Annotated in this window: 22 protein-coding genes and 1 pseudogene; 14 read left to right on the top strand and 9 right to left on the bottom strand. The window is 54.4% G+C overall.

The genetic code is table 11. The annotated features are described in order from the left end of the window. Positions 1 to 41 precede the first annotated feature (41 nt). Complete coding sequence (locus AACY11_RS05935) at positions 42 to 356, bottom strand: putative quinol monooxygenase (protein WP_339434139.1); 315 nt, start codon at positions 354 to 356, stop codon at positions 42 to 44. A 184-nt stretch (positions 357 to 540) separates the two neighbouring features. Between AACY11_RS05935 and AACY11_RS05930 the strand changes: the two genes are divergently transcribed. The 6 genes from AACY11_RS05930 to AACY11_RS05905 all read left to right on the top strand — a co-directional run bounded on the left by AACY11_RS05930 (position 541) and on the right by AACY11_RS05905 (position 6,548). Continuing rightward, positions 541 to 1,131 carry an NAD(P)H-dependent oxidoreductase gene (locus AACY11_RS05930; RefSeq protein ID WP_339494090.1) on the top strand — a complete coding sequence of 197 codons (591 nt, stop codon included), beginning with the start codon at positions 541 to 543 and terminating at the stop codon, positions 1,129 to 1,131. A gap of 60 nt (positions 1,132 to 1,191) precedes the next feature. After that, on the top strand, positions 1,192 to 2,103 hold the full coding sequence (locus AACY11_RS05925; protein ID WP_339434141.1) for a LysR family transcriptional regulator: 912 nt from the start codon (positions 1,192 to 1,194) through the stop codon (positions 2,101 to 2,103). 273 nt (positions 2,104 to 2,376) lie between these two features. Then, the gene (locus AACY11_RS05920; protein ID WP_339494088.1) at positions 2,377 to 3,726 is read left to right on the top strand and encodes a GntP family permease; all 1,350 of its coding nucleotides are present in this window, start codon (positions 2,377 to 2,379) and stop codon (positions 3,724 to 3,726) included. 15 nt (positions 3,727 to 3,741) lie between these two features. Then, a complete protein-coding gene (locus AACY11_RS05915) occupies positions 3,742 to 4,602 on the top strand; it encodes a MurR/RpiR family transcriptional regulator (protein WP_339434143.1) in 861 nt (286 codons plus the stop codon). Between the two features lies 1 nt (position 4,603). Further along, the gene (locus AACY11_RS05910) at positions 4,604 to 6,061 is read left to right on the top strand and encodes an N-acyl-D-amino-acid deacylase family protein (RefSeq protein ID WP_339465450.1); all 1,458 of its coding nucleotides are present in this window, start codon (positions 4,604 to 4,606) and stop codon (positions 6,059 to 6,061) included. A gap of 118 nt (positions 6,062 to 6,179) precedes the next feature. Beyond that, positions 6,180 to 6,548 carry a glyoxalase superfamily protein gene (locus tag AACY11_RS05905; RefSeq protein WP_339434145.1) on the top strand — a complete coding sequence of 123 codons (369 nt, stop codon included), beginning with the start codon at positions 6,180 to 6,182 and terminating at the stop codon, positions 6,546 to 6,548. Positions 6,549 to 6,614: 66 nt separating this feature from the next. Here the strand turns inward: AACY11_RS05905 and AACY11_RS05900 are convergent, their stop codons facing one another. Further along, positions 6,615 to 6,977, bottom strand: a complete 363-nt coding sequence (locus tag AACY11_RS05900; RefSeq protein WP_339434146.1) for a DUF6124 family protein — start codon at positions 6,975 to 6,977, stop codon at positions 6,615 to 6,617. Between the two features lie 514 nt (positions 6,978 to 7,491). Beyond that, positions 7,492 to 8,508, bottom strand: a complete 1,017-nt coding sequence (gene gliR, locus AACY11_RS05895; protein WP_339465453.1) for an AraC family transcriptional regulator GliR — start codon at positions 8,506 to 8,508, stop codon at positions 7,492 to 7,494. Positions 8,509 to 8,686: 178 nt separating this feature from the next. Here gliR and AACY11_RS05890 point away from each other — a divergent pair, with 178 nt between their 5' ends. Together AACY11_RS05890 and AACY11_RS05885 are read left to right on the top strand one after the other, a co-directional pair. After that, complete coding sequence (locus tag AACY11_RS05890) at positions 8,687 to 8,932, top strand: FitA-like ribbon-helix-helix domain-containing protein (RefSeq protein WP_221730516.1); 246 nt, start codon at positions 8,687 to 8,689, stop codon at positions 8,930 to 8,932. Continuing rightward, complete coding sequence (locus tag AACY11_RS05885; protein WP_339465454.1) at positions 8,929 to 9,348, top strand: type II toxin-antitoxin system VapC family toxin; 420 nt, start codon at positions 8,929 to 8,931, stop codon at positions 9,346 to 9,348. Before AACY11_RS05890 ends, AACY11_RS05885 begins: the two co-directional genes overlap by 4 nt. A gap of 90 nt (positions 9,349 to 9,438) precedes the next feature. Here AACY11_RS05885 and AACY11_RS28325 read toward each other — a convergent pair whose 3' ends face one another. Next, the gene (locus tag AACY11_RS28325) at positions 9,439 to 10,152 is read right to left on the bottom strand and encodes a methyl-accepting chemotaxis protein (RefSeq protein ID WP_445261497.1); all 714 of its coding nucleotides are present in this window, start codon (positions 10,150 to 10,152) and stop codon (positions 9,439 to 9,441) included. Between the two features lie 144 nt (positions 10,153 to 10,296). Then, positions 10,297 to 11,223, bottom strand: a pseudogene (locus AACY11_RS28320) (methyl-accepting chemotaxis protein); the annotation flags it as partial. A gap of 388 nt (positions 11,224 to 11,611) precedes the next feature. On the opposite strand from AACY11_RS28320, the gene AACY11_RS05875 reads away from it, so the two are divergent. Together AACY11_RS05875 and AACY11_RS05870 are read left to right on the top strand one after the other, a co-directional pair. Then, positions 11,612 to 12,283, top strand: coding sequence for a histidine phosphatase family protein (locus tag AACY11_RS05875; protein WP_339434258.1), 672 nt, complete (start codon positions 11,612 to 11,614; stop codon positions 12,281 to 12,283). Further along, a complete protein-coding gene (locus AACY11_RS05870) occupies positions 12,280 to 13,098 on the top strand; it encodes a phosphatase PAP2 family protein (RefSeq protein ID WP_339494086.1) in 819 nt (272 codons plus the stop codon). Before AACY11_RS05875 ends, AACY11_RS05870 begins: the two co-directional genes overlap by 4 nt. A gap of 66 nt (positions 13,099 to 13,164) precedes the next feature. On the opposite strand, the gene AACY11_RS05865 is transcribed toward AACY11_RS05870, so the two are convergent. The 4 genes from AACY11_RS05865 to AACY11_RS05850 all read right to left on the bottom strand — a co-directional run bounded on the left by AACY11_RS05865 (position 13,165) and on the right by AACY11_RS05850 (position 17,044). Beyond that, on the bottom strand, positions 13,165 to 14,604 hold the full coding sequence (locus AACY11_RS05865) for an ArnT family glycosyltransferase (protein ID WP_339494084.1): 1,440 nt from the start codon (positions 14,602 to 14,604) through the stop codon (positions 13,165 to 13,167). Positions 14,605 to 14,685: 81 nt separating this feature from the next. Next, positions 14,686 to 15,273, bottom strand: a complete 588-nt coding sequence (gene rimJ, locus AACY11_RS05860) for a ribosomal protein S5-alanine N-acetyltransferase (RefSeq protein ID WP_339434255.1) — start codon at positions 15,271 to 15,273, stop codon at positions 14,686 to 14,688. Between the two features lie 278 nt (positions 15,274 to 15,551). Continuing rightward, the gene (locus AACY11_RS05855; protein WP_339465462.1) at positions 15,552 to 15,923 is read right to left on the bottom strand and encodes a DUF6124 family protein; all 372 of its coding nucleotides are present in this window, start codon (positions 15,921 to 15,923) and stop codon (positions 15,552 to 15,554) included. Between the two features lie 194 nt (positions 15,924 to 16,117). After that, the gene (locus AACY11_RS05850; RefSeq protein ID WP_339494082.1) at positions 16,118 to 17,044 is read right to left on the bottom strand and encodes a hypothetical protein; all 927 of its coding nucleotides are present in this window, start codon (positions 17,042 to 17,044) and stop codon (positions 16,118 to 16,120) included. Positions 17,045 to 18,301: 1,257 nt separating this feature from the next. Between AACY11_RS05850 and AACY11_RS05845 the strand changes: the two genes are divergently transcribed. From AACY11_RS05845 to AACY11_RS05830, 4 genes are read left to right on the top strand one after another with little or no spacing between them, the layout of a single operon-like run. Then, positions 18,302 to 19,603, top strand: coding sequence for a DNA cytosine methyltransferase (locus AACY11_RS05845; protein WP_339494081.1), 1,302 nt, complete (start codon positions 18,302 to 18,304; stop codon positions 19,601 to 19,603). A gap of 4 nt (positions 19,604 to 19,607) precedes the next feature. Beyond that, positions 19,608 to 20,765: a DNA cytosine methyltransferase gene (locus AACY11_RS05840; RefSeq protein WP_339494080.1), complete on the top strand. Its 1,158-nt coding sequence runs from the start codon at positions 19,608 to 19,610 to the stop codon at positions 20,763 to 20,765. A gap of 15 nt (positions 20,766 to 20,780) precedes the next feature. Next, the gene (locus AACY11_RS05835; RefSeq protein WP_339494079.1) at positions 20,781 to 22,430 is read left to right on the top strand and encodes an McrB family protein; all 1,650 of its coding nucleotides are present in this window, start codon (positions 20,781 to 20,783) and stop codon (positions 22,428 to 22,430) included. Between the two features lie 6 nt (positions 22,431 to 22,436). Continuing rightward, positions 22,437 to 24,272, top strand: a complete 1,836-nt coding sequence (locus AACY11_RS05830) for a DUF2357 domain-containing protein (protein ID WP_339494077.1) — start codon at positions 22,437 to 22,439, stop codon at positions 24,270 to 24,272. The last annotated feature ends 132 nt before the right edge of the window (positions 24,273 to 24,404 follow it).

Here is a 24,404-nt window from a genome sequence, read left to right as displayed (position 1 = left end):
CCGGGCGCGCACCATCAAGCGGCGCCGCGCCCACTTGCTGATCAGCGGTTAGCCGATGCTTCGCTGAGCATGTCGATCAGACGGATATCGAAATCGCGCTCCAGATAGTCCATGCGCTCGGCGTAAAACGTCTTCATGTGCGGCAGCGTCGAATGCACATCGAGATGCGCCTGGGACTCCCAGACCTCGTAAAAGATGAACAGCGTCGGATCTTCTTTGTCGCGCAGCATGTGGTATTCGATGCAGCCCGGCTCAGCGCGGCTTGGCTCGACGTAGGCGCGAAACAGCGTTTCGAAAGCCTCGGCTTTCTCTGGGCGGGTCTTGGCGTGCAGGATGAAACCCCGGCGTTCACTCATCAGAAACGACTCCTCCAATTCAGATGGCTGTGAATGCTACGGCAACAATCAGATATCGATTCATGCGTTTTACTCAAATGTATTTTGCGCCATCCCGGCTTATTCCGCGCAAGAGGGATGGTTAATCTGCCGCCATTCAATTTTCCTTCTCCATCCAGCCCAATGGCTGCGCCGAGGCTTTCTCATGAAAAAAGTTCTGTTGCTCAATGGCGGTAAAAAATTCGCCCACTCTGACGGTCGCTACAACACCACCCTGCATGAAACAGCGCTGTGCGTGCTGGATCGTGGCGGTATGGATGTCAAAACCACCTTCATCGACGAGGGTTACGACGTTGCCGCAGAAGTGGCCAAATTCCTTTGGGCCGACGTGATCATTTATCAGATGCCGGGTTGGTGGATGGGCGCGCCGTGGACGGTGAAAAAGTACCTCGACGAAGTCTTCACCGAAGGCCACGGCAGCCTGTACGCCAGTGATGGCCGCACCCGTTCCGACGCGTCGCAGAAGTACGGCAGCGGTGGGCTGATTCAGGGCAAGCAATACATGTTGTCGCTGACCTGGAACGCGCCACAGCAAGCCTTCGATGATCCGAACGACTTCTTTGAAGCCAAAGGCGTGGACGCGGTGTACTTCCCGTTCCACAAGGCCAACGAGTTTTTGGGCATGACCGGCCTGCCGACCTTCCTCTGCGTTGACGTGATGAAACGCCCGAACATCGAAAACGATGTGGCGCGTTATGAGCAGCATTTGACCGAGGTGTTTGGCCTCAAGGCTTGATGCTCGGCTACTATCGAAGGCCTGAACCTGCGGTGCAGGCCAATCGATCCGAGGACACCCGTGAAAGCCAGATCCGATGAGTTGCAGATTTTCGTCTGCGTGATCGAATGCGGCTCGATTTCCGCCGCCGCCGAGCAGGTCGGGCAAACGCCGTCGGCGGTCAGCCGCACCCTGTCGCGGCTGGAAGCCAAGCTCGACACCACGCTGATCAACCGCACCACGCGGCGCATGGACCTGACCGAAGAGGGCAAGTATTTCTTCGAGCACGCCAAGCTGATTCTCGATCAGATGGACGCGCTCGAAGAACGTCTGTCCTCTCGCCAGCAAACGCCGTCCGGACGCCTGCGGATCAACGCCGCGTCGCCGTTCATGCTCCACGCCGTCGTACCGTACATCGACGAATTCCGCCGGCTCTACCCCGACATCCAGCTCGAACTCAACAGCAATGACCTGATCATTGACCTGCTGGAACAGAGCACCGACATCGCCATCCGCATCGGCACCCTTGCCGACTCGACGCTGCATGCGCGTTCGCTCGGATGCAGTCCGCTGTTGATCGTCGCCAGTCCCGCCTATCTCGAAAAGCACGGCACGCCGCTGCAAGTGGCCGATCTGAGCGAACACACCTTGCTCGGTTTTACTCAGAACGAGGGCCTCAATCAGTGGCCGTTGCGTTATGTGCACGGCGACCGCTGGCCGATCACCCCGGCGATCAGCGCCTCCAGTGGCGAGACCGTGCGGCAACTGGCGCTGGAAGGGCAGGGCATCGCGTGCCTGTCGCACTTCATGACCATCGATGACATTCGCGCCGGGCGCCTGAACGTGGTGCTGGCCGAGTTCAACAGCGGTTATCGCCAGCCGATCAACGCCGTGTATTACCGTAACTCGCAACTGGCGCTGCGCATTCAGTGCTTTCTCGACTTCATCCAGAGCAAACTCGCCGCCTACGCCAGCGCCGATTTCAAAGGCTGAATGGGGTGCGCGACAAGCAAGCCCGGCCCCCACCGTTGCTGTCGCCTGACACACCGCCTTCGTGAGCAAGCCCACTCCCACAGGGTTTTGTGTTAACCCCGTAACGATGTAAATCCCACCCCGCGATTTTCAATAATCGCGACACGGCCTGTTCATCCGCGACAGGTCTTACCTCTCCACGAAAATAACTTTCATGGCGTTTGAAAACTCGATCTCGAAATGATTTATGAGTTTCACAACCCATTCGAACGTGACCCTTTCGAGGAGTACCGCATGACGCCTTCCTTCGGCTATTGGCTGCTGGTCTACGCCGTCGTCGCCATCATTGCTCTGATCGTGCTGATCGCCCGTTACCGGCTCAACCCGTTCATTGTCATCACCCTGATTTCCATCGGCCTGGCGCTGGTCGCGGGTATGCCGCCGTCCGGCGTGGTGGGCGCGTATGAGGCCGGGGTGGGCAAGACGCTGGGGCATATTGCGCTGGTGGTGGCGTTGGGGACGATGCTCGGCAAAATGATGGCCGAGTCCGGGGGCGCCGAGCAGATGGCGCGCACGTTGATCGACAAATTTGGTGAAAAGAACGCGCACTGGGCCATGGTGTGCATCGCGTTTCTGGTCGGCTTACCGCTGTTCTTTGAGGTCGGTTTTGTCTTGCTGGTGCCAATTGCGTTCACCGTGGCGCGGCGCGTCGGTGTGTCGATTTTGATGGTCGGCCTGCCAATGGTCGCCGGCCTGTCGGTTGTGCACGCGCTGGTACCGCCGCACCCGGCAGCGATGCTGGCGGTGCAGGCCTATCAAGCGTCGGTCGGGCAGACGCTGCTGTATGCGATTGCGATCGGCATACCGACGGCAATCATCGCAGGGCCGCTCTACGCCAAATTCATCGTGCCGCGCATTCAATTACCGGCGGATAACCCGCTGGAAAAACAATTCCTCGACCGCGAACCGCGCGACAACCTGCCAGGGTTCGGCATTACCCTGGCGACCATCCTGTTGCCGGTGGTGCTGATGCTGATCGGCGGTTGGGCCAACCTGATTTCCACACCGGGCAGCGGCTTCAATCAGTTCCTGTTGTTTATCGGCAACTCGGTGATTGCGCTGCTGCTGGCGACCTTGCTGAGTTTCTGGACGTTGGGCATCGCCCAGGGTTTCAACCGCGAATCGATCCTCAAGTTCACCAATGAATGTTTGGCGCCGACGGCCAGTATCACCTTGCTGGTCGGTGCAGGCGGTGGCTTGAACCGGATTCTGGTCGATGCCGGTGTGACCGATCAGATCGTTGGCCTCGCTCACGAATTTCATCTGTCGCCGCTGATGATGGGCTGGCTGTTTGCGGCGTTGATGCGCGTGGCAACAGGATCGGCCACGGTGGCGATGACCACCGCTTCGGGCGTGGTTGCGCCAGTCGCCATCGGTCTGGGTTATCCACACCCTGAACTGTTGGTGCTGGCGACCGGTGCCGGGTCGGTGATCTTTTCCCACGTCAACGACGGCGGCTTCTGGTTGATCAAGGAATACTTCAACATGACGGTCGCGCAGACGTTCAAGACCTGGACCGTGCTTGAGACCTTGATCTCGCTGGTTGCTTTCGGTCTAACCGTCGGCCTTTCTTACGTGCTGTAACCGGAGCCCGCCGTCATGGACATCCTCTACCAGATCCGCGCCCGTCAGGATTCCTTCAGCGCCGGTGAAGGGCGCATTGCCCGGCTGATGCTCGACGACGTCGGCTTTGCCGCCTCCGCCAGCCTCGAAGAGCTGGCGCAACGGGCCGACGTCAGCACCGCCACACTGTCGCGGTTTGCGCGCACGGTCGGCTGTCGCGATTTGCGTGATCTGCGCCTGCAACTGGCCCAGGCCAGCGGCGTTGGCAGCCGTTTTCTCGACCCGGCCGGCACGCCTGAGCAGTCGGCGTTCTACGGGCAGATTGTTGGCGATATCGAAACCACGCTGCGCCAGCATCTGGCGGCCTTCGACGAATCGCGATTTGCCGACGCGGTGAAAATGCTCAGCCAGGCACGCATGATTCACGCGTTCGGCATGGGCGGCTGCTCGACCCTGTGCAGCGATGAATTGCAGGTGCGCCTGGTGCGCCTCGGCTATCCGATTGCGGTGTGTCATGACGCAGTGATGATGCGTTTGACCGCCGCCAGCCTGAGCGCCGAGCAAGTCGTCATCGTCTGCTCATTGACCGGAATTACCCCGGAACTACTGGAAACCGTCGAACTGGCGCGCAACTACGGCGCACGCATTCTGGCCATCACCCGCGCCGATTCGCCGCTGGCCGAACGGGCCGACCTCGTTCTGCCGCTGCAAAGCGCGGAAACCTCGTTCATCTACAAACCGACGGCAGCGCGCTACGGCATGTTGCTGGCCATCGACGTGCTTGCCACCGAGTTGGCGCTGGCCAATCCTCAAGACAATCAAGAACGTCTGCGGCGGATCAAACTCGCCCTCGACGAATACCGTGGCGGCGATGATCACCTGCCGCTGGGAGACTGACATGCTGTACGACACGTTGATTCGTAACGCCCTGATCATCGATGGCAGCAACCGCCCCGGTTACAGTGCCGACGTGGCGATTGTCAATGGTCGCATCGAGCAGATCGGCGACTTGCACGACGCCACCGCGAACGAACAAGTCGACGCTGCCGGCCGCGTGCTGGCACCGGGGTTTATCGACGTGCACACCCACGACGACACCGTGGTCATCCGCCAGCCAGAAATGCTGCCCAAGCTCAGCCAAGGCGTGACCACGGTGATTGTCGGTAACTGCGGGATCAGCGCCTCGCCGGTGACGTTGAAAGGCAATCCACCCGATCCGATGAACCTGCTCGGCACGGCAGCGGCGTTCGTTTATCCACGTTTCAGCGACTATCGCGCAGCGGTCGAAGCGGCCAACACCACGCTCAATGTCGCCGCACTGATCGGCCACACAGCGCTGCGCAGCAATCATCTTGATGACTTGTTCCGCACCGCAACGGCTGACGAAATCAGCGCCATGCGCGAGCAGTTGCGCGAAAGTCTCGAGGCCGGTGCGCTGGGTTTATCCACAGGCCTGGCGTACGCCAGCGCCTACAACGCCTGCACCGATGAAGTGATGCAACTGAGCGAAGAACTCACGGCATTCGGCGCCGTTTACACCACCCACCTGCGCAGCGAATTCGCCCCAGTGCTGGAGGCGATGGACGAGGCGTTTCAAATCGGTCGTCATGCCCGCTCGCCGGTGATCATTTCCCACCTCAAATGCGCCGGTGTCGGTAACTGGGGGCGCAGTCCGCAGTTGTTGGCCGCTCTTGAAGACGCGGCAAACACTCACCCGGTCGGCTGCGATTGTTATCCGTATGCGGCGAGTTCATCGACGCTGGATCTCAAACAGGTCACCGACGCCCACCGCATCACCATCACCTGGTCGACGCCGCATCCGGAGGTCAGCGGCCGCGACCTGATCGACATCGCCGCGCAATGGAACGTGCCGCTGCTCGACGCCGCCAAACGCCTGCAACCGGCGGGGGCGGTGTACTACGGCATGGACGAGGCCGATGTACGAAGAATCCTCGCGCATCCGTTGTCGATGGTGGGGTCTGACGGACTGCCGGAAGACCCGTTCCCGCATCCGCGTTTGTGGGGCGCTTTCCCACGGGTGTTGGGACATTTCAGCCGTGACGTCGGGTTGTTTCCCTTACACACAGCGGTGCACAAAATGACCGGTCTGTCGGCGGCCCGGTTCGGTTTGAAGGGCAGGGGCGAGATTCGGCAAGGCTACTGGGCCGATCTGGTGTTGTTCGATCCGGCAACGGTGCGTGACGTGGCGGATTTCAGCGACCCGCAACGGCCGGCGCAAGGCATTGACGGGGTGTGGATCAACGGTGTTTTGAGTTATGGCGATGGGCAGGCGAATGGGCGAAGGGCAGGGCGCTTTCTTGCCCGCGAGGGCGATTTGCGTGACGGCTTTCGTTGACGTTTCGCGCAGTGCGTCACAGCAGTGGCACATTGCGACTAAAGAAAGCCATCCACAAGCCGAAGTGCTGACATTCAGCCCCGCTACACTTTTGGGCCAATCAGTCAGGGAGCCCCCCATGAGCTTCGGCAAAACCACTCCGATCCTGCGTATTTTCGATGAAGCCAAAGCCGTAGAGTTCTACGTCGACTTTCTCGGTTTCAAGATCGACTGGCAGCATCGTTTCGAAGCGAATTTCCCGTTGTATCTGCAAGTGTCGCGGGGGGAGTGCGTGCTGCATCTGTCCGAGCATCATGGTGATGCGACGCCGGGTTCGGCGCTGCGGATTGAAACGGATGAGCTGGAGGCGTTTCAGCAGCAACTGCTGGCCAGGGATTACAAATTCTCGCACCCACAGATCCAGGCCATGCCGTGGGGCAGTCAGGACATGACCATTGTCGACCCGTTTGGCAATCGGCTGGTGTTTACCAACGCGATCAGTGTTTGAAACCGTTTTAAGCTGCACAGAAAAGCCCGCAGCCAAACCGTGAGGGTTTGACTGCGGGCTTTTTCGTTACTCAGTCGGCACTAACGTGTCCAACACGCGATTGACGGCCAATTCGGCCAGCATCACCACTTGAGCAATACCTTGCAGTGTCTTGCGGTGCGTGCCTTCAACCAGCGCCACATGGTTGTTGATCATGACCGTGGCCGAACCGAGGGTTTCACTGGCATCGGCCAGCAGGGATTCGGTGTCGGCCTCGGGGTGCGCCATGTACAGCGCGTTGGGTTTGTACGGCGCGGCCATGATTTGGTCGGCGGGTTTGAGGTAATGGTCGAGGGCGCGCTCGGCGGCTTCGTGGAATTTCTTTGAATCGGGCGATTCGTAGGGGGAGACCGTGTCGGTGACCGGCGGGTTGGGCGTTACTTTGAACATGAGCTGTGTTCCCTTCATTGAGCGTCAACCCTTTTGCTACTAAACGAAAGGGAGGCAGCTGTACGCAGGTTAGTAGACCGGGGAACTCAGCTTAAGCCGGCGCGCCGAAGCGCCCTACGTACAGCCACCATCAAGCTCAGGTACGGGAGCACCTGTGATGAATGTACGACCAGCAGAATTACCACGGGCTACTAAACCCGATCACTGGAAATCAGTGACGGACTCAAGTTACCGATGGGCTCCGGGGCGCACAAGCCGGCGGATTCTGGCGCAGGCGTAGGCAGCGGCGCAAGGATTTGTAGGCTGTCGGGCGTAACACCGGATGTCTTTAAACAGGTGCGCTGCGAAGGGTTTATTGCACTACAGAGATCAAGGATTTGCCTGTCGGATTTCGGTGCTGCGACTGACGCCTTCGCGAGCAAGCCCGCTCCCACACTGGATCGTCAGTGGACACAGATTTTGTGTACGGCATAGAACCCCTGTGGGGGGCTTGCTCGCGAAGATGTCCGCACAGTCAGCCCCGATGCATCTGCCGAAACTCCCCCGGCGGCATCCCCCGTCGACGCTTGAACGTGCGGTGAAACGAACGCGGTTCGGTAAAACCCAAATACTGCGCAATGTCCTGAATCGGCAGGTTGCTGTTGAGCAAGTAATGCTCAGCCAGTTCCTGACGCAGGTCATCGAGAATCTGCTGATACGAGGTGCCGGCCTGTTGCAGTTGACGTTGCAGCGTACGCGCCGACACGGCCAACTGCTCGGCCACTTGCTCCTTGCGCGGCAGACCTTCCTTGAGCAATTGGCGCAGGATGGTTTTCACGCGTAGCGCCAGCGACGCATCCTCCAGCGTCGCCATCAACCCCATCGCATGTTCTTCCAGCGTGCGCAGCAATTGCGCATCGGCCTGGCGCAACGGCAATTGCAGATACGCCAACGGCACGATCAACGCTGAATAAGCCTGATCGAACAAAACCGGGCAACCGAAAAACGCTTCGTACTGCGCCAACGTGGTCTCGGCAGGGCGCGAATGTTCCAGCCGGACAGCGGCGGGCGACATCGGCGTATCAGCAATCCAGCGCGCATAGTGCAGCCACGAACCGAGCACGTTTTCCACCAGATGCCGGCGAATCTGCGGGCGCTGATAGCGGCAAGTCCAGATCAGGTGCACATGGCCGTCCTGCACTTCGGTGCGACTCACACCCATGTCGCCGACCAGTTTCTCGAACGGCATGATGCGGCTCATGGCATCGCCCAGCGTCGCACAGTTCATGGTGATGTAACCCAGCACGCTCCACGAGTTGGGTAGCACGAACGTTGCCGCGTTGAGCCCAAACAACGGATCGCCCGAGTGTTCGCAGAAATAATCGAGCAGTTTTTCATGCGCCTCACCCGGCAGGCGCAGGCTGTTGTCGCTCAACTGCTGCGCCTGCAACCCGGCCGCCGCCAATGCCGGCTCAATGGCCATGCCCAGTCGCTCGGCATGGCGCAGGTATTTGAGCAGGGGCGGAACGGAGGTGAAGCCGAGCGATGGCATGATCAAAGCCTGCATGAGCGAATGAATGCCCTGAAAGGTAGTTTGAAAGCATGGCTGAAGTAAATTGCAGACGTGGAATGCGCTGAGGGTGTAATTGCCACTGGGAAGATTGCCAAATCTCAGCAAGGCGGGATGTGTTAGCCTGCAATCAATGATTTCATTGATTGCAGGAGGCGTCATGGCCAGCATCACAATCCGAAACCTTGATGAGAAGCTCAAGGAGCAGTTGCGCATTACTGCGGCGCATAACGGACATTCCATGGAAGAAGAGGCACGCCTGATTCTGGGCAGAGCCTTGGCGACGGTTGATCGCGCGGGTGGGCTTGGCAGTCGGATTCGCAACAGGTTCAGCGATGTGGGGGCCGTGGAGCTGGATCTACCCGCGCGTTCAGATAAAGCCACCGGCGTGGATTTTTCTGAATGATAGTGCTCGACACCAACGTGCTTTCAGAGTTTATGCGCCTCGAGCCTGCAACCCGGGTGCTTGCCTGGGTGGATGCGCAGCCGGCGATGGATCTGGCAATCAGCGCTGTCACCGTGGCCGAAATACTTCACGGCATCGCGCGGCTGCCCTCTGGCAAGCGCAAACAAAAACTTGAGGCGCATGCCATGGCCATGTTCGAAGAGGACTTTGCCGGGCGCATTTTGCCGTTCGATGCTCATGCCGCCATTGAGTGCGCAACATTGGTTGCTGATTGCGAAGCAAAGGGCCGCGCGGTGTCGATGGCTGACGCGCAAATAGCCGCGATCTGCCGCGCACATGGCGCATCGATTGCCACTCGTAACGTGAAGGATTTTGAGTCAAGTGGTGTTGAAATCATTGATCCGTGGGTGAGCTGACGGCTTCTGTTGCTGTTCGATAGCGCCTACAAAAAAGCCCGCTATCACACCCAATGGGTGGGGTAGCGGGCTTCTTCGTCAGTTGGTCAATCAGACGCGGAAGTGGCTGACCATCTGCTGCAACTGACCACCCAAGCGCGCCAGTTCAACGCTGGAGGCGGCGGTCTCATCACTCGCCGCTGCGGTCTGTTCGGACACGTCGCGCACGTTGATGATGCTGCGGCTGATCTCTTCGGCCACGGCGCTTTGCTGTTCGGCAGCAGCAGCGATCTGCTGGTTCATCGACTGGATGTTCGACACCGTGCGGGTGATGTTTTCCAGGGACGAGCCGGCCTTGCGGGTCAGGGCAACACTGCTGTCGGTCAGCGCGCGGCTGTTGTTCATTACGGTGGACACTTGCTGTGTGCCGTTCTGCAGGCCGGCGACCAGGCCTTCGATTTCTTCGGTGGATTTCTGTGTGCGCTGAGCCAAACCACGGACTTCGTCGGCCACCACGGCAAAACCGCGACCGGCTTCACCGGCGCGTGCCGCTTCGATGGCAGCGTTGAGCGCCAGCAGGTTGGTCTGTTCGGCCACGGCTTTGATCACGTCCATGACGCTGCCGATCTTGTCGCTTTCCTGTTGCAGCACGCTCATGGCCTCGGTGGAGCGCGCCACTTCGCTGGCCAGACGCTCGATCTGGGCGATGGCTTCATTCACAACCTTGTCGCCTTCACGGGCTTCGCCGTCAGCAACGGCGGCCGCTTGTGAGGCTTCTTCGGCATTGCGCGCGACTTCCTGCACGGTAGCGGTCATCTCGTGCATGGCAGTGGCGACCTGATCGGTCTCCACTTTCTGGCTGTTGACACCGGCGCTGGTCTGTTCGGTCACGGCCGACAGTTCTTCGGCGGCGCTGGCGATCTGGGTGACGCCGTCACGGATGCCGCTGATCAGGTCGCGCAAGGTCACGCCCATGCGGGCGATGCCTTGTTGCAGTACACCGAGTTCGTCGCGGCGGGTGACGACCACGTTTTGCGACAGGTCGCCGCTGGCGATGCGCTCGACCACGGCAAGGGTGTCTTGCAGCGGGCGGGTGATCTGACGGGTGATGATCACGGCGGCAATGATGCCCACCAGCAGAGCCAGCAGGGTGCTGATCAGTTGCAGGGTGCGGGCCTGGGCGCTTTCGGCGTCGCGGCGATCAAGCTGGATCTGATACAACTGCTCGCTCAGGTTCACGATAGTGCTGCCCTGATCGGTCATTTCCTTGCGTGCCTGCACGGCTTCGCTGTTGGCGGACTTGTAGGCCATCAGCGCGCTGCGATAGTTGATCAGCGCCGTTTCCAGCTGACGCAAGGCATCTTGCTGGGTATCGCCGAAATGCACATTCAGTGGCTTGAGGCTGGCGATGGCCGCGTCGAGTTGGCCGATGGCTTTCTGCTCGGTTTCGGCATTGGTGGTGGCGGTGTAGCCGCGCACTTCGTAGCGCGCGAGGATGAACGCTTCCTTGGCGCCAGTGATGGCCTGGAACTGGTCGAAACGCTGTTCGCTCATCGCCATCTGGTGGACGCGGGTGCTGATCGCTTCAATCAGGCTGTAAGCGGTCTGGGCGTTCGCGCCCATGGTCTCGCGCGCGGTGTTACCGGTGCGGTAGGCGTTGCGCATTTTGTTGAGCGACGTCTGGTACTCGGCGATGGTCGCGGCCTGCTCCTTGAGCAGTTTGACGTTTTCCGGGCTTTTGAAGCTGCTGATCAGTTGTTGCTGTTGTGCGGCGAAACCGTCGAGGGTGGTCTGCACATTCTGCGCGGCGGTCTCGTCGCCGTTGGTCAGCATGTATTGCAGGCGCACCACGCGCAGTTTGGTCAGGCCGGCGTTGAGCTGGGTGATGTCGCTCATCCAGTTACTGCGGTCAATCAGGCTGCCCAGGCTGGTCCAGCCGGTCAGGGCCAGTACGCAGGTCAGTGCCAGGACAAGGCCGAAGCCCAATCCCAATTTCAGGTTCACGCTGATGTTACCGAACCAGCTATTCATCACAATTCCTCCAGAAACGTAGGGTTTCTTGATCGTCGGTTAGGCTGGAAGATTGTTGTTTTTTTGAGCCAGCAAGGGTGTAGCAGGTGTGTATCGGCCGTAAATCCGAGAGCTGAAAGGATTTTGTCCGACAGAATTTGTAACAAGCCGATCCCAAGACTTTTTTCACATGGGTTTCACTGGCTGCCCACACGGGCGTCTGTAGCTTCGCCGCATCGAATGACAAGTGATGCTGGCTGGCGAGGCGGTTTTTGTGGAACTGAGACTGAGTCTGTTCGGCGCCAAGCGCTCGATTGATCTGAGCGGTTTGGCGCGTTTTCGAAACACTTGGGTCGTATTGGCGGCCTCGGTGTTGGTGATTCCACTGACCCTTTGGTTGCTGGCACCGGCGTCGGTGCCGGATCTGGCCCACGGCAACGTGGCCGGTGCGAAGGCGTTGGCGGCGGGGTGGGCCAAGGGCGACATGATCGTGCTGGTGCGCCACGTCGAGCGCTGCGATCACTCCAGTGCGCCGTGCCTGATCGGCCATGACGGCATCACCGACCGTTCGCGCAGTGCCGCCGTCAGTGTCGGTGCACAGTTCGAACAACTGGGCCTGAACAATGCCGACATCTACAACAGCCCGTCGCTGCGCACCGTGCAGACGGCCGGTTACATGTTCAATCGGGCCGCCAGTGGCGAAGACTGGTTGATGAACTGCAAGGGGCACATGTTGCAGGACGCGCTTTCCCACAAGATCCCCGGTCGTAACCTGATTCTGGTGACCCACAGCGAGTGCATGGGGCAATTGGAAAAAGATCTGAAAGTGCCGACATCCAACCTGGGTTACGGCGCTTCACTGTTTGTTTCCGCTGCCAGCCCGGCGGCTCCGAAAATGCTCGGCTTTATTGAGGCTTCCGACTGGCGCACGGTGAATACCCGATGAAATCCCGCTTCTACGTTTATAACTTCGGCATTCCGCTTGCCTGCGCGGCGCTGGTGTTCCTGATGTTCGACATGACCAAAATCGACATCGCCTTCAGCAATCTGTTGTTCGATCCGCTGACCCAGACCTTCCCGCTCGACAAAATCCACTTCTTTGAAAAGCTCACGCACAAATGGGCGCGGATCATTCCCAACTGGACGGCGGAAATCGCCCTGATCGGCGCGCTGCTGTCGGTGGTCTGGCCGTTGGTCAATGCACAGAAGCGTCCTCGACTTGGCGCGTTTCTGGAGCGCAGCAAAGTCGCTCCCGTGCTGCGATTCACCGCTGATCACCGTCGGGACTTTCTGTTTGTGGTGGTGGCTTTCGCGGTGTGTACGGGCGTGATCCATTTCCTCAAGTCGCACACCAGTGTTTACTGCCCGATCGAGACGACGTTGTATGGCGGAAAAATGGCCCATATCGAGTGGTACAGCAATTTCCAGCTGTTCCATGAAGCGGGTAGTGGGCGTTGCTGGCCGGGCGGCCATGCGTCCGGTGGTTTCACCATGCTGGCGTTGTATTTCGTAGCGCGTCGCTATCAGTGGCGTTTTTCCAGTGCCTTGCTGTGGGGTTCATTGTTGCTCGGTTTCGTCTACGGCACGACGCGGGTTCTGCAGGGCTGGCACTACATGTCCCACACGTTCTGGGCTGGAATCTTCGTGTGGTTGGCGTGTTTGCTGACGGCGCTGGCGTTTTATGGGTGGGCACGGCTGGCGTTGCCGGTGCTGGACAAGCAGTCTCAGGCCTTTAGCTCGCAGCCAGAAGCGTCTGTCTGAGTTTTTGCGATTGCTACAGAAAACCCGCCTTTTACTGGCAGGTTTCTTGTTTGTACTCCCGCTAGTTCAATACCCGACGAAGTAGTACGCCTGCTTTGCGACCATCAACGTCTTGAGCACTTTCAACGGCGCAGCGGGTTCGCGGTCTGCCGCCATTATGGCGACGTGGGAGGAAGAGGCGGCGAGGAAGTCTCTCAACTGTGCATCGGTATCCAGCCCCTTGAGCACGCGTTGGGTGTAGAACACGGTAGCGCCACCCAGACGTTCATTGGCCTGAAACAGGGCGATCTGATGCCCTTCGGCCTGCAGCGTCTGAATGTGTGCGGTCAGCGGCAGGAAAGAGAGTTTTTTATCAGCGTGGGGGAGTGCCCATTGCGCTGCGCCCAGGTAACTGACGATCACCAGCGTGAGGATGCTCATTGCCAGTGTCTGACGATGACGGGCGATTTTTCCGACGAACCCGGTGGCAGTTTCGTGCCGTTTCAATCGCTCAAACAGCACGCCTGCGTATTCCGCAGCAATCACCGCAGCAGCCGGTGTCATCGACATCAGGTACACCGTGCGCTTGCTCGATGCCAGGCTCAGCATGATGAATTGCACGATGATCCAAAGGCTGAAAAACAGCAGGTAACGATTGGCCTTCAGCTCTTTACGCACATGCCACAGCCCCAGGTACACCAGAATGTTCCACGGCAGGAAGGCTTCGGGCAGTTTGGCCAGGTAGTAATAGAACGGTTCGTAGTGCCCGGCCTCGACGAACGATCCGCTGAAGCGTCCGACACTGTTGGTCAGCAGCACTTCCTTGAGCGCTTGCACGCCGCTGTGCTGATAGAGTACGGCCAGCCAGATCAGCAGCGGAATCAGCCCGATTACCGTGAGCAACCCGGGCCTTAGCCAGTCGCCGACCTTCAAGCGCTTGTCCATCAGGTTGTCGGCCAGCAGATAAGCGAAAATCACTACCCCCGGCATCGCCAGCCCGAGCACGCCTTTACTCAATGTGGCGATGGCAATCCCGACGATAAACAGCAACGAATTGCCTACGCTCGATGCGCGTTGCCCCTGGAAAAACGCCAGCAACGCCGTGGTCACGCCGAGCGCGAGCAGGGCATCTTCGCCAACGCCGCGCACGTTGCTCCAGTAACTGGCCATGGTTGCCAGGAGAATTCCTGCCGTCCAGGCGACCATTTTTGGCCGTTCGAAGCGACGCAACATGCCGTACAGCAACATCACGCTGAGCAACCCGGCAACCGCTGACGCCAATCGCACCGCCCACGGCGAAACACCGAACACGCGCATGGCGCCAGCGTCCAGCCACAAACTCAGGGGCGGTTTTTCCAGAAACGGTTCGCCGAACAGACGTGGGGTTACCCAGTCATTGTCCAGGTGCATCTCCATGGCGATCCCCGCGACGCGAGCCTCGGTGGAGCCTTGCAATTGATGGTTACCCAGCGCGAAGAAAAACAGCAGGGCGGCAAGCAGAAACAGCGAAGTGGCGGCACGCGACATGGGTTTCAGGCAACCGGAAGGGGCGGGAAACCTGAGCATACGTCGCCAATGCTTAACAAATTGTGAACGTCAGCGTTTATTTCACGCCAGGCGTCGTGACCAGCGCTGATCCGGCGCTTCGAAGGCCGGATTGACCAACGCCGTCAGCACATGATCCTGCCAGCGTCCGGCTATGTTCAGGTACGCCTTGGCGTAGCCTTCACGCTCAAACCCCAGCCGTTCCAGCAAGCGTGCACTGCGATCGTTGCCAGGAATGTAGTTGGCCATGATTCGGTGCAGGTTCTGCGTCTCGAACATGTAAGCGATGGCCGCCTCCAGCGCTTCCTGCATCAAGCCCTGGCCCTGATGCGCTTCGTCGATGTGATAACCCAGATAACACGCCTGAAACGCACCGCGAATAATCCCGCTGAAATTGCAGGCACCGATCATCTGCTGGTCGTCGGGTGTCAGCAGGGCGAAATGCATCGCCAGTCCCGCTTCAAACGCGCTGGCCTGAATGTCGAGGCGGCGGCGAATCTGTTCGGTGGAAAAGTAATCGGTGGTCCGGATCGGCGACCACGCCGCGAGATGGCGTTGATTGCGCTGGTAGAAATCACTTTCCAATGCCGCCTGATCCGGGGCAAGGATGGCCAGCGTCAGGCGTTGGCAGGGCAAGGTCAGCAGCGACATCGGGAGCTCCGGTTGGCGAGAAGTCTGCTGGCAGGTTCGCGCAATAACCTGGAATACGGCAAGCGATGGTGGCAAAGGGAGCGTAAACGCCAGGCAAAAAAAAGCCCGCGGGAGAGTGCGGGCGAACCGTAGTTTCTTGAATGAGCGAGTGGACTGTACCGGTTTGGCGCAGCGGCAGCAGTGAAGAAAAATTCATCTCGAGGCGCTGTCTCGATGTCGTTCCACCGGTCAATAAAACACAGGTCGACAACGAGGCCGGCCGGTGCCGGTTTTGCCCGTCAGTGGCGAACTTCAGGGTCGGGGGTGGCGCACGATCGATGGGGATCAAGATTGTCCCGCACCCGACAGATCACGATTTCGGCCAATGCACTCAGTTGCTTTATAGCCACCGCAACATGGCGCTGGGAACCGTCGAACTCATCAGCAAAGTTGGCGCTGATGACCGCAAGGGACTCAAGGAGGTCACTGGCATGCGCCAGCAGGGTTGTCGTGTCGACGTCGTCACGTACGCTGAGCATCTGCTTGAGGGGGATGGTGCGGCGGGGATTGCATCGGTTCGAACTGGTGGCGTTGGGTTGCGGTTTCAGGCCGGCTGTTTGCGCCTCGGCAGATACCGGTCCAACAAGCGTAAGTCGGGTGATTTTTTTCATGACGTAGCTCCGTGGAATGAACAATCTCTGCGGTTGCGGCTGTCAAACCGTCCGCTGGATGGCAGCAATCGTGGAGGGTAATCCCCTGAAAACCTGTTCACCAGTTCATGAAAGTCGACGCGTATTGAGGGAAATTTCCTAGGATGCGAAATGTAGGAAGCGAGGTTGCGTGTAAGAACCTTCCCGTATGCCTGTCAGCGCTCGGTAACTTTATCTTCCCGTAAAATCCAGCCCGCCTCGCCAGCGTCCAACGTGTACTGAACCTGGCGCATTTTTCCTGTCCGGCCCGCGTTGGCGTCGGCGCTGTCGTAGAGCGGAAACCGCCGTACCAGCCAGTTCTCCACCACAGAAAATGAATCCTCTCCCTGATACCCCTCGGCGGTATTCGGATTGTCGCTGACTGGCGGCAGGTAAATATCGCTCAGGGATTTTTTATGGTTGGCCGAGTAGGCAATCAATTCTCCCGGCATGCCACGACCGGAGGCGCGCGTAAAAACGTAGATCTCAGGTGAGCCGTCGTTATTGAGGTCGGCGACTTCGGCACGGACGATCTCGCCGTTAAGCGGTCGGGTCATCGCCGAGTTATCGATTTCCAGCCCCTTGGGTTCGATGCGCAACGTGGGTTTGCCGTCGACAGTAGTCGCCTGCACATGAAAGTGGATGCCCTGCAACGCCAGGTTCTGGTCAAAGGGCGCGTGGTTATCCACAGCGTCGCCGTTGGCGATAATCAGCGAGAGGTTGTAGTCGGCCGCTTCATTGCGCCGAGCGGCATTGCGCATGAGATAGACCTGCACCGTGTATTCGCCATCGGCGGGTAACGAGCCGAGAAAGTGATTGCCCATCATCGAACCGTTGAACAGCGCGTAATCGGCGCCTTTGGCGGTGATGTTGAAGTAGGCGGAGGTGTTGGAGGGCTTGAAGTCCACCGTCAGGAGCTGCCCGGCCTTGGCATTGAGCCTGTACTGCGCCGTCTTGTAGCCCTTGATCGATTGTTTGAACTGCACGCTGCCATGGCCGCTTTTGTAGACGACCTGCTGGATCCTAGGCGTGCTGTCGGTGGTGGCAGCGTGGGCAGTCAGTGAAACGAGGGCCGCCAGTACGGCGCCGAGCCAGATATTCATGAGCGTCCTTCGGGTAATTGCCTCTGTGCCCCGAAGCATAGATCCGGCGCCGCACCCCCGTCCAACCTGGCACCTAAGCTGCACTAGTGAGTCGGTGATGAGCTATTGAAACTGTGCTGAGGTGTGATCGACAGAACACCGCGCAAGCGTTGCTGGGAAACCGTAAAAACTGGCTTGAATCAGATGCCCAGATACGACAAAGCCCGCACGGGGCGGGCTTTGTCGTTGAGAGTTGGTGGGCCGGGGTGATCTGAATTGAATCTGTAAATAGCTGATTTATAACGATTTTTATGATTGTATTTTTTTCTTGGAATACTTTTTGGAATACCGTGTCCCTTTGTGATGCTCTGAGGCGAGCTCGACCGAGCCGATGATGTTCACTCTGATCTGGAGGACTCGATCAAATACCTTTCTAACGTTGGGATCTGCCGATAACCCCTCCTGCTCTAGCTAATCGGTTTTAGGTTAGCTCGGCTTTTGGCCGGCGTTGTTTTGCAGATTTCCCCAGCATTTACTAGGGTTTCTACGGGTGCTTAAGATTTGTCCCCCCATCTGTAAAATTCGTGCCTTAAAAATCGAGCAAATATTCAGGCTACGGATAAATTCTGCGCAAACCAGGTTGAAGTTTTTTACCTAGGCAATCTAGCGGGGCCTGATCATTCAAGACGAGTTTACTGAATTGCGTCTCTAAAATACGAGTGCCAGGGGCATTCGTATTGGTAAGGATCTATTGATCCGCGTCTGCCAAGCTGCGCTGGGAGGCTTTATAGACGACCATCGGCTGTATGCCGTAAAGCTGTATATTGATACAGTTGTGTTTTGTGATCTCTCAAGCTCGCACGGTTGCTTCCGTTGTCCTTGCCCTTGGCAGCACCCTTCCTTGTGCTGAGGTAGAGCGTGGATCACCAATTAGAGATCGGAGTGCCATCTTTAGGCATGTGAGCAGAAAAAGGTGCTATTTCGAATTTTGAGTAGCTATCTGATAGAAGCACGCCATGTTACATTACATACATAACGTGCAGCTAGGTTAGCAAGAAGGTAGGTATGTCAGTAGGTCAGAGTGGGCGAGTGGTTATCGAGCTAGACCCCGCGATTAAGCGAGAGCTGTATTCGCTATTAGCGAAGAATGGTATGACGTTGAAGGATTGGTTTCTTTCTCAAGCGGCAAGTTATATCGAAAAGGGAGGTCAATTCTCACTAGAGTTGTCTCACAGTAAAAAACATGAGAAAGATCTGCGTTGAGCAGGGGGGCGTAGAGTGCTTTTCGAGGTCATAGAGAACCAGCAGTTGCATTTGAGCGGAATTCCGTTTCCTACTAACGGAGGATTTGAGCAGTTTGAATTGATCAAAAAACAGTCGATCATTCGGAGAACTGTGAGTCTGCGCTCAGGTGAGGAGAGGGTTTCTGATATATTTTTACCCTCGGGGTTGGTCGTTTCAGAAAACTTAGCTGATTCGTATGACTTGGCGTGGCTTCAGTCGAAGTCAAAACCTGTGGCTATAAATTCAAGCAATAATAAAACGATTCGAGCTGCTGACCTATTTTGCGGCTGTGGAGGACTTTCTGTTGGGTTGAGGGAAGCTGCTAGAGCACTAGAAACTGAAGTGGAATTTGTATTTGCCTCAGATATTAATGAGGCGGCTCTTTCGGTGTATCAGCAAAATATTTCTCCATCTTTTTCCTCAAGTCTTCCAATCGAAAGCTATGTTGATGGGGATTTGGGCGCTAAAGTGACTAGCGCAGAAAAAGCATTGATAGATAAAATTGGAAGAATTGATTTTGTTTTTGCAGGCCCTCCATGTCAAGGGCACTCAGATCTTAACAATCATACGCGCAGAGATGATCCGAAGAATCAGCTGGTTCTTAGGGTTGCAAGATTTGCAGAATTGTTTCGTCCAAAGTTTTTAGTTATAGAAAATGTTCCTGGTATAAAGCATGATCGTCTAGGATCCTTGCTAGATGCAAAAAAAGCACTAAGTGCATTAGGTTATAGCTTAGATGAAACCTTGATGAGGGCCGAGAAATTCGGTGTGCCTCAAGCTAGAAAACGATTTTTCTTAGTTGCTGTTCTTGATGGAGAGAGCGATCTTTCATCGTTAGATATGTCCCATGAAAGTCAGTCTAGAGATGTTGCTTGGGCGATAACTGACCTGTTGGGTACTTCAGCAACTGATATTTTTGACACGTCAGCAGTTCACTCTCAAGAAAATAAACGAAGAATTAAGTTTCTTTTTGAGCATGGCCTCTACGATTTGCCCAATTCAGAGCGCCCGTCTTGCCATAGAGATAAAAAGCACTCGTATACATCCGTGTATGGACGTATGCATTGGAATAAACCGTCCCAAACAATCACTACCGGATTCGGTTCGGTAGGGCAGGGGAGGTTTGTTCATCCACTTAAAGAAAGAACCTTGACTCCTCATGAGGCAGCAAGGATTCAATTTTTTCCAGATTTTTTTGAATTTGGGAATTTTGGGCGGAGACAATTACAGTTGCTTATCGGCAACGCAGTACCGTCCAAACTTGCATATGTGCTTGCTCTCCATCAGTTAAGGTAATCAAATGAAGGCTGTAAGTTTGTTCTCTGGTATCGGGGGAATCGAGGTTGGCCTGGCAAAGCACGGTTTTGAAACAAGCTTGTTTTGCGAGATAGACCCTTTAGCCAGGAGTGTGCTCAGAAAAAACTTTCCTGATGCTGAGGTCCATGACGATATTCTGACGTTGGAAAATTTGCCGGACGCGGATATTGTAACCGCAGGGTTTCCGTGTCAGGACTTAAGTCAGGCGGGTGCGAAGAGAGGTATTTCTGGAGCAAAGTCTGGGCTCGTTACTACACTTTTTTCTTTAATTGAGAAGCGGCCGCTAAAAGAAAGACCTGAGTGGATTTTAATCGAAAATGTACCCTACATGCTTCGATTGAATCGCGGTCAAGCGATGAACTTTGTTACGTCTGAGTTGGCGCGGCTGGGTTACAGCTGGGCTTATCGGGTGGTAGATGCCAGGTGCTTTGGGCTTCCTCAGCGTCGCGCCCGAGTAGTTCTTTTGGCCTCTAAGAGTGCCAAACCCTGGAATGTTCTTTTTGCCGATAATTATCCTGAGCCTGATATGGATGGAAAGCCTTCAGTTATTGAAGGTGCGGATGCATTTGGTTTTTACTGGACAGAAGGATTAAGGGGTGTAGGTTGGGTTCGGGAGGGGGTGCCTCCTATAAAGTGCGGTAGTACTCTTGGTATTGCCTCTCCCCCCGCAGTATGGTTTCCATCTGATGATTATGTAGGGACCCTAGATATTAAAGACGCGGAAAGATTGCAGGGTTTTCCTGAGGGGTGGACTGACTTTTCTGCGCATGGAACTGAAGGTAGGGCGAGTTTTCGGTGGCGCTTAATAGGCAACGCAGTTTCAACAAAAGTCTCCGAGTGGGTTGGCGGAAATATTATTAAGCATGAAGCCATAGAGGTTCGATCTGCGCCTCTGGACCGAAAGAAAGCATGGCCAAATGCTGCGTTTGGAAATTCGGACGGTGTTTACTCGGCAGATGTAAGTAAGTGGGCGAGTCGGAGCGAAGCGCTCAAATTGTCCTCTTTCTTGAAGTTTGATTTAAAGCCACTGTCAAGACGGGCCACAGAAGGGTTTTTGGAACGTGCAAGAAGATGCACGAATGTGGTTTATTCAGACGCATTTTTAGTTTCGCTTCAAAAGCACTCTAATACTTTTTTGTAAATTAAAGGGACTGTTATGCTTGCAAAAATTAATGCGCTTTTTTCAGAGCTTCTAGAGACTTATAACAGCATATCGAATACCAGTACTTCTAAGTACCTTGGGATTAGAGATTTGCTTGCTGATATGCTGGATTTAGAACCTGAAGGTATTTATATAACAGGTGCAAAAAAGCGCATTAGCAACCTAGATACTAGGTTGGCACAAGGGAATCTACGCAATCAACATACACCCTTAGGCGTAGCATTTATTAATATTTCATCTGAGGGGAAAACTCGGGATGAAACAATAGATGCGGCGAGATCTAGCTTTACTACTACCGTTCGGAAGTTTGTCAGCGGAGAAGAGCGAGGGACCATCTTTGATGGGGTGCTAGGATTCATTCAGGTAGATGACGAAAATGTTGTCGTTCCCTTGGTTTTTTTGTATTCACAGAACTGTGCTTTTGTAGAAAAGATCAGAGATAATATCCCGGATTTTAATTCCCATAGTCAGCTGATCAATAAAATAACAGCTCCTGGAGTGGTGGCAAGTGTTGTTTCAGCGTCAGCACCCAACCCAGTTAGCCAGGCTGTGTCCGCTGTTCTCGATACTTCTTTGATAACCTTATGCTCAAGTGCGCTAAGCAACTCAGGGATGAAGGTCCCGGAAGGAATTTTGTCTCGTTTCGTTGCTTCTTTACTAGTCAAGCGTTTTGTTATTTTGGCTGGCCTCTCCGGAAGTGGTAAAACTAAGTTGGCGATAGCTTTTGCTGAGTGGATCAAGGAGTTTGATGAGCAGCTTAAGGTCGTATCGGTTGGTGCAGACTGGAATGGTACTGAAAGTGTTTTTGGATATAGAGATGCACTTGATCCCAATCGGTTTGTTAAACCAGTTTCCGGAATCCTAGATATTGTCATTAAGGCAGAAGACGATCCGTCCAGACCTTATTTTTTAATTCTCGACGAAATGAACTTGTCTCATGTTGAACGCTATTTTTCAGACTTTCTATCTGCTATGGAGTCTGACTGCGAAATTAATCTGCATACTGCTGAAGATGCGATTGATGGGGTTCCTCCATCTATTGAGCTTCCCAAAAATCTGTTCATTATAGGGACGGTTAATGTTGATGAAACAACCTATATGTTTTCGCCAAAAGTACTTGATCGAGCGAATGTAATCGAGTTTACAGTTGAGGAGTCTGATTTAAAAGATTTTCTTAGTGCGCCGTCTAGAATAGATATGCAATCGATTGTTGGGCTAGGTATGCAATATCAGTCAGCGATTGTAGAATCTGCCAAAATTGCAGATATAGATTTGATAAATTTGCCCAGTGATATTGCTGATGGTTCAATCGTTCAACAGCAAATTACAGAAATGTTGTTGCAAGGGTTTCGATTGCTAAAGCCAATTGGAGCAGAATTCGGATTCCGTACCGCCATTGAAGTTATACGGTTTACATATTTTCATGCTCAATTGGTGGGCCGTGGATGGGATGTAAAGGATTCATTTGATGCCCAGATGGTTCAAAAATTAATGCCGAAGCTTCATGGTTCTGAAAGACGTCTGCGACCCGTACTTGATGCCCTTGAAGAGCTTTGTGTTGCTTCAGGCTTGAAATTGTCTGGAGAAAAAGTTTCTCGGATGCAGGGTCGATTGAAAGATGGATTTACTAGTTTTCTTGAGTAAAAATTCATGGCTAATAGTGCGGTTCTTGAATTTAAAGATTTTGCTGGGACGGTTTTAGGGCATATAAGCATCTTTGCTCCATCAAATTTAATTGATGGCATTGTAGAAGTTAACTCTATCGATGCGGATCAGTATTTTGAAGAGCCCGTTCAGATTTACGAAGCCGCTCAATATGAGTATCAACTGATATCTCGTATGCCCGGTTGTACAGTCAGAACCGCGTGCGGTGTTGTCGGATTAAAAGCTAGCCAAATTCCAAACCTGATTGGGTGTGGAGTAATTGATACCGGGAGTTATGTCGGACGACTAGGATTGGAGTTGATTTCTCCTGCTGGGGATTTGCTTTCGTCTATTGCACTGGAGGTCCGGTCTAGAAAAATCGGATACAGAGATGATTTTCGAGAGATGGCTGATTCAATCGCTAATCATTCAATAGAGCTTCTATTTGATATTCGCTCCCCAACTACATTTAAGCAAAAACATGTAGATGATTATTCAAGTAGTAGTTGTTATCAAAAGATACTTTTTTTGAAAGGAACGTTGGCCTCAAAGCGTTTCAAAGATGCCCTGTCTTTTGTTATTTCAAGGCCAAATGAGGTTTTGAAAAAAGAAAAAGTTTTTAGGAATATACGGCAGGGTGTTAAGCCTACATCAAAAAGTTTGCGAGAAATAGCGTCGGCAGTTAGGCGGACTGGTGTGGCGGATAATCACCCTGCTAAAAAATATGTTAATTCGCTACCTGACGCTTTGACTTATTCATCGGGGGTGTTGTCGCAAGATACGCCAGAAAATCAGTTCGTTAAGTTTGTTTTGGAAAGTTTCTTAAGTTATTTGTCCTCGATCGATCGAGGAATTTCGGGATTGGCGGGTGAGCAATATTCTCGAATATCCGCTGACGTTAAGATTCTTATCAAGCAACTAGAGACTACGTTAGGCGATCGATTATTTGCAAGGGTTTCCAAGATGTTTAGTATTCCCTTTTCTAGCCAGGTATTGCAGCGACGAGAAGGGTATCGAGAGATTTTAAATGTATGGCTTCGATTTGATCTTGCTATGCAGCTTTCTTGGTCTTCAGGTATGGATGTTTTTCATGCGGGACAGAAAAATGTCGCTCTTTTGTATGAGTATTGGGTGTTTTTTGAATTAGTATCTCATCTTAAAAAGTTTTGCTCGTTTGGGGATGAGATTTTTTTAAATATCTTTGAGATTAGTAAAGACAAGCTTTCTCTCAGGCTAAAGCAAGGGAGGAATATATCCTTTAAAGGCTTTGCTGTGTTTGGGGGAAAGTCTTTGTTGGTGCGCTTTGATTATAATCGTAGTTTTCCGTATACAGACTCACCTATCGCTTCAGGCTCTTGGAGTAGAACGATGAGGCCAGATTACTCGCTGAGTTTTTGGCCTGTAAATGAAAGCGAAAATGAGTCGGAGTCTAATGGCACAATGGTTCGACTTCATTTTGACGCAAAATATCGTGTCGATGCATATGAAAAAATATTTAGCCGTGATGCTTTTGTGTCTGAGGATACTGGTTATAACGAGTATGCCGAGGGGGCAAAGAATAGTTCTAATCAAAAAACATATAAGCGTGATGATCTTTTAAAAATGCATGCTTATAGAGATGCCATAAAAAGGAGTTTTGGCGCTTATGTCTTATATCCAGGGTCACTTAACTATAACTTACAAGGCTATCATGAGGTGCTGCCAGGAGTAGGCGCGTTTGAGATGCGCCCAGGAATGGATTCAAAATACCTTACTGAGTTTTTTAATGATTTGCTTAGCCACCTGACAAGCTCAACCTCTAGGCTTGATGTGGCAGTTTATACTGCAAAAATATATCATTGATATAGCTTTATATTTTTTGTAGTAGCGTGCCATTGCAAGGTTCGCTAAGTTGGCCCGGTTTTTTAGGGGGATCTCTTGCTACCTCTATTCATACATTGTAATCCTTAAAGGCGCTTGAATGCCGAGCTCGCG

It is taken from the genome of Pseudomonas sp. RA_105y_Pfl2_P56 (assembly GCF_963970845.1).
GTDB classification, from domain to species: domain Bacteria; phylum Pseudomonadota; class Gammaproteobacteria; order Pseudomonadales; family Pseudomonadaceae; genus Aquipseudomonas; species Aquipseudomonas baetica_A.
The sequence above is the reverse complement of the archived record's forward strand: the minus strand, read 5'-3'. Positions and strand labels throughout refer to the sequence as shown.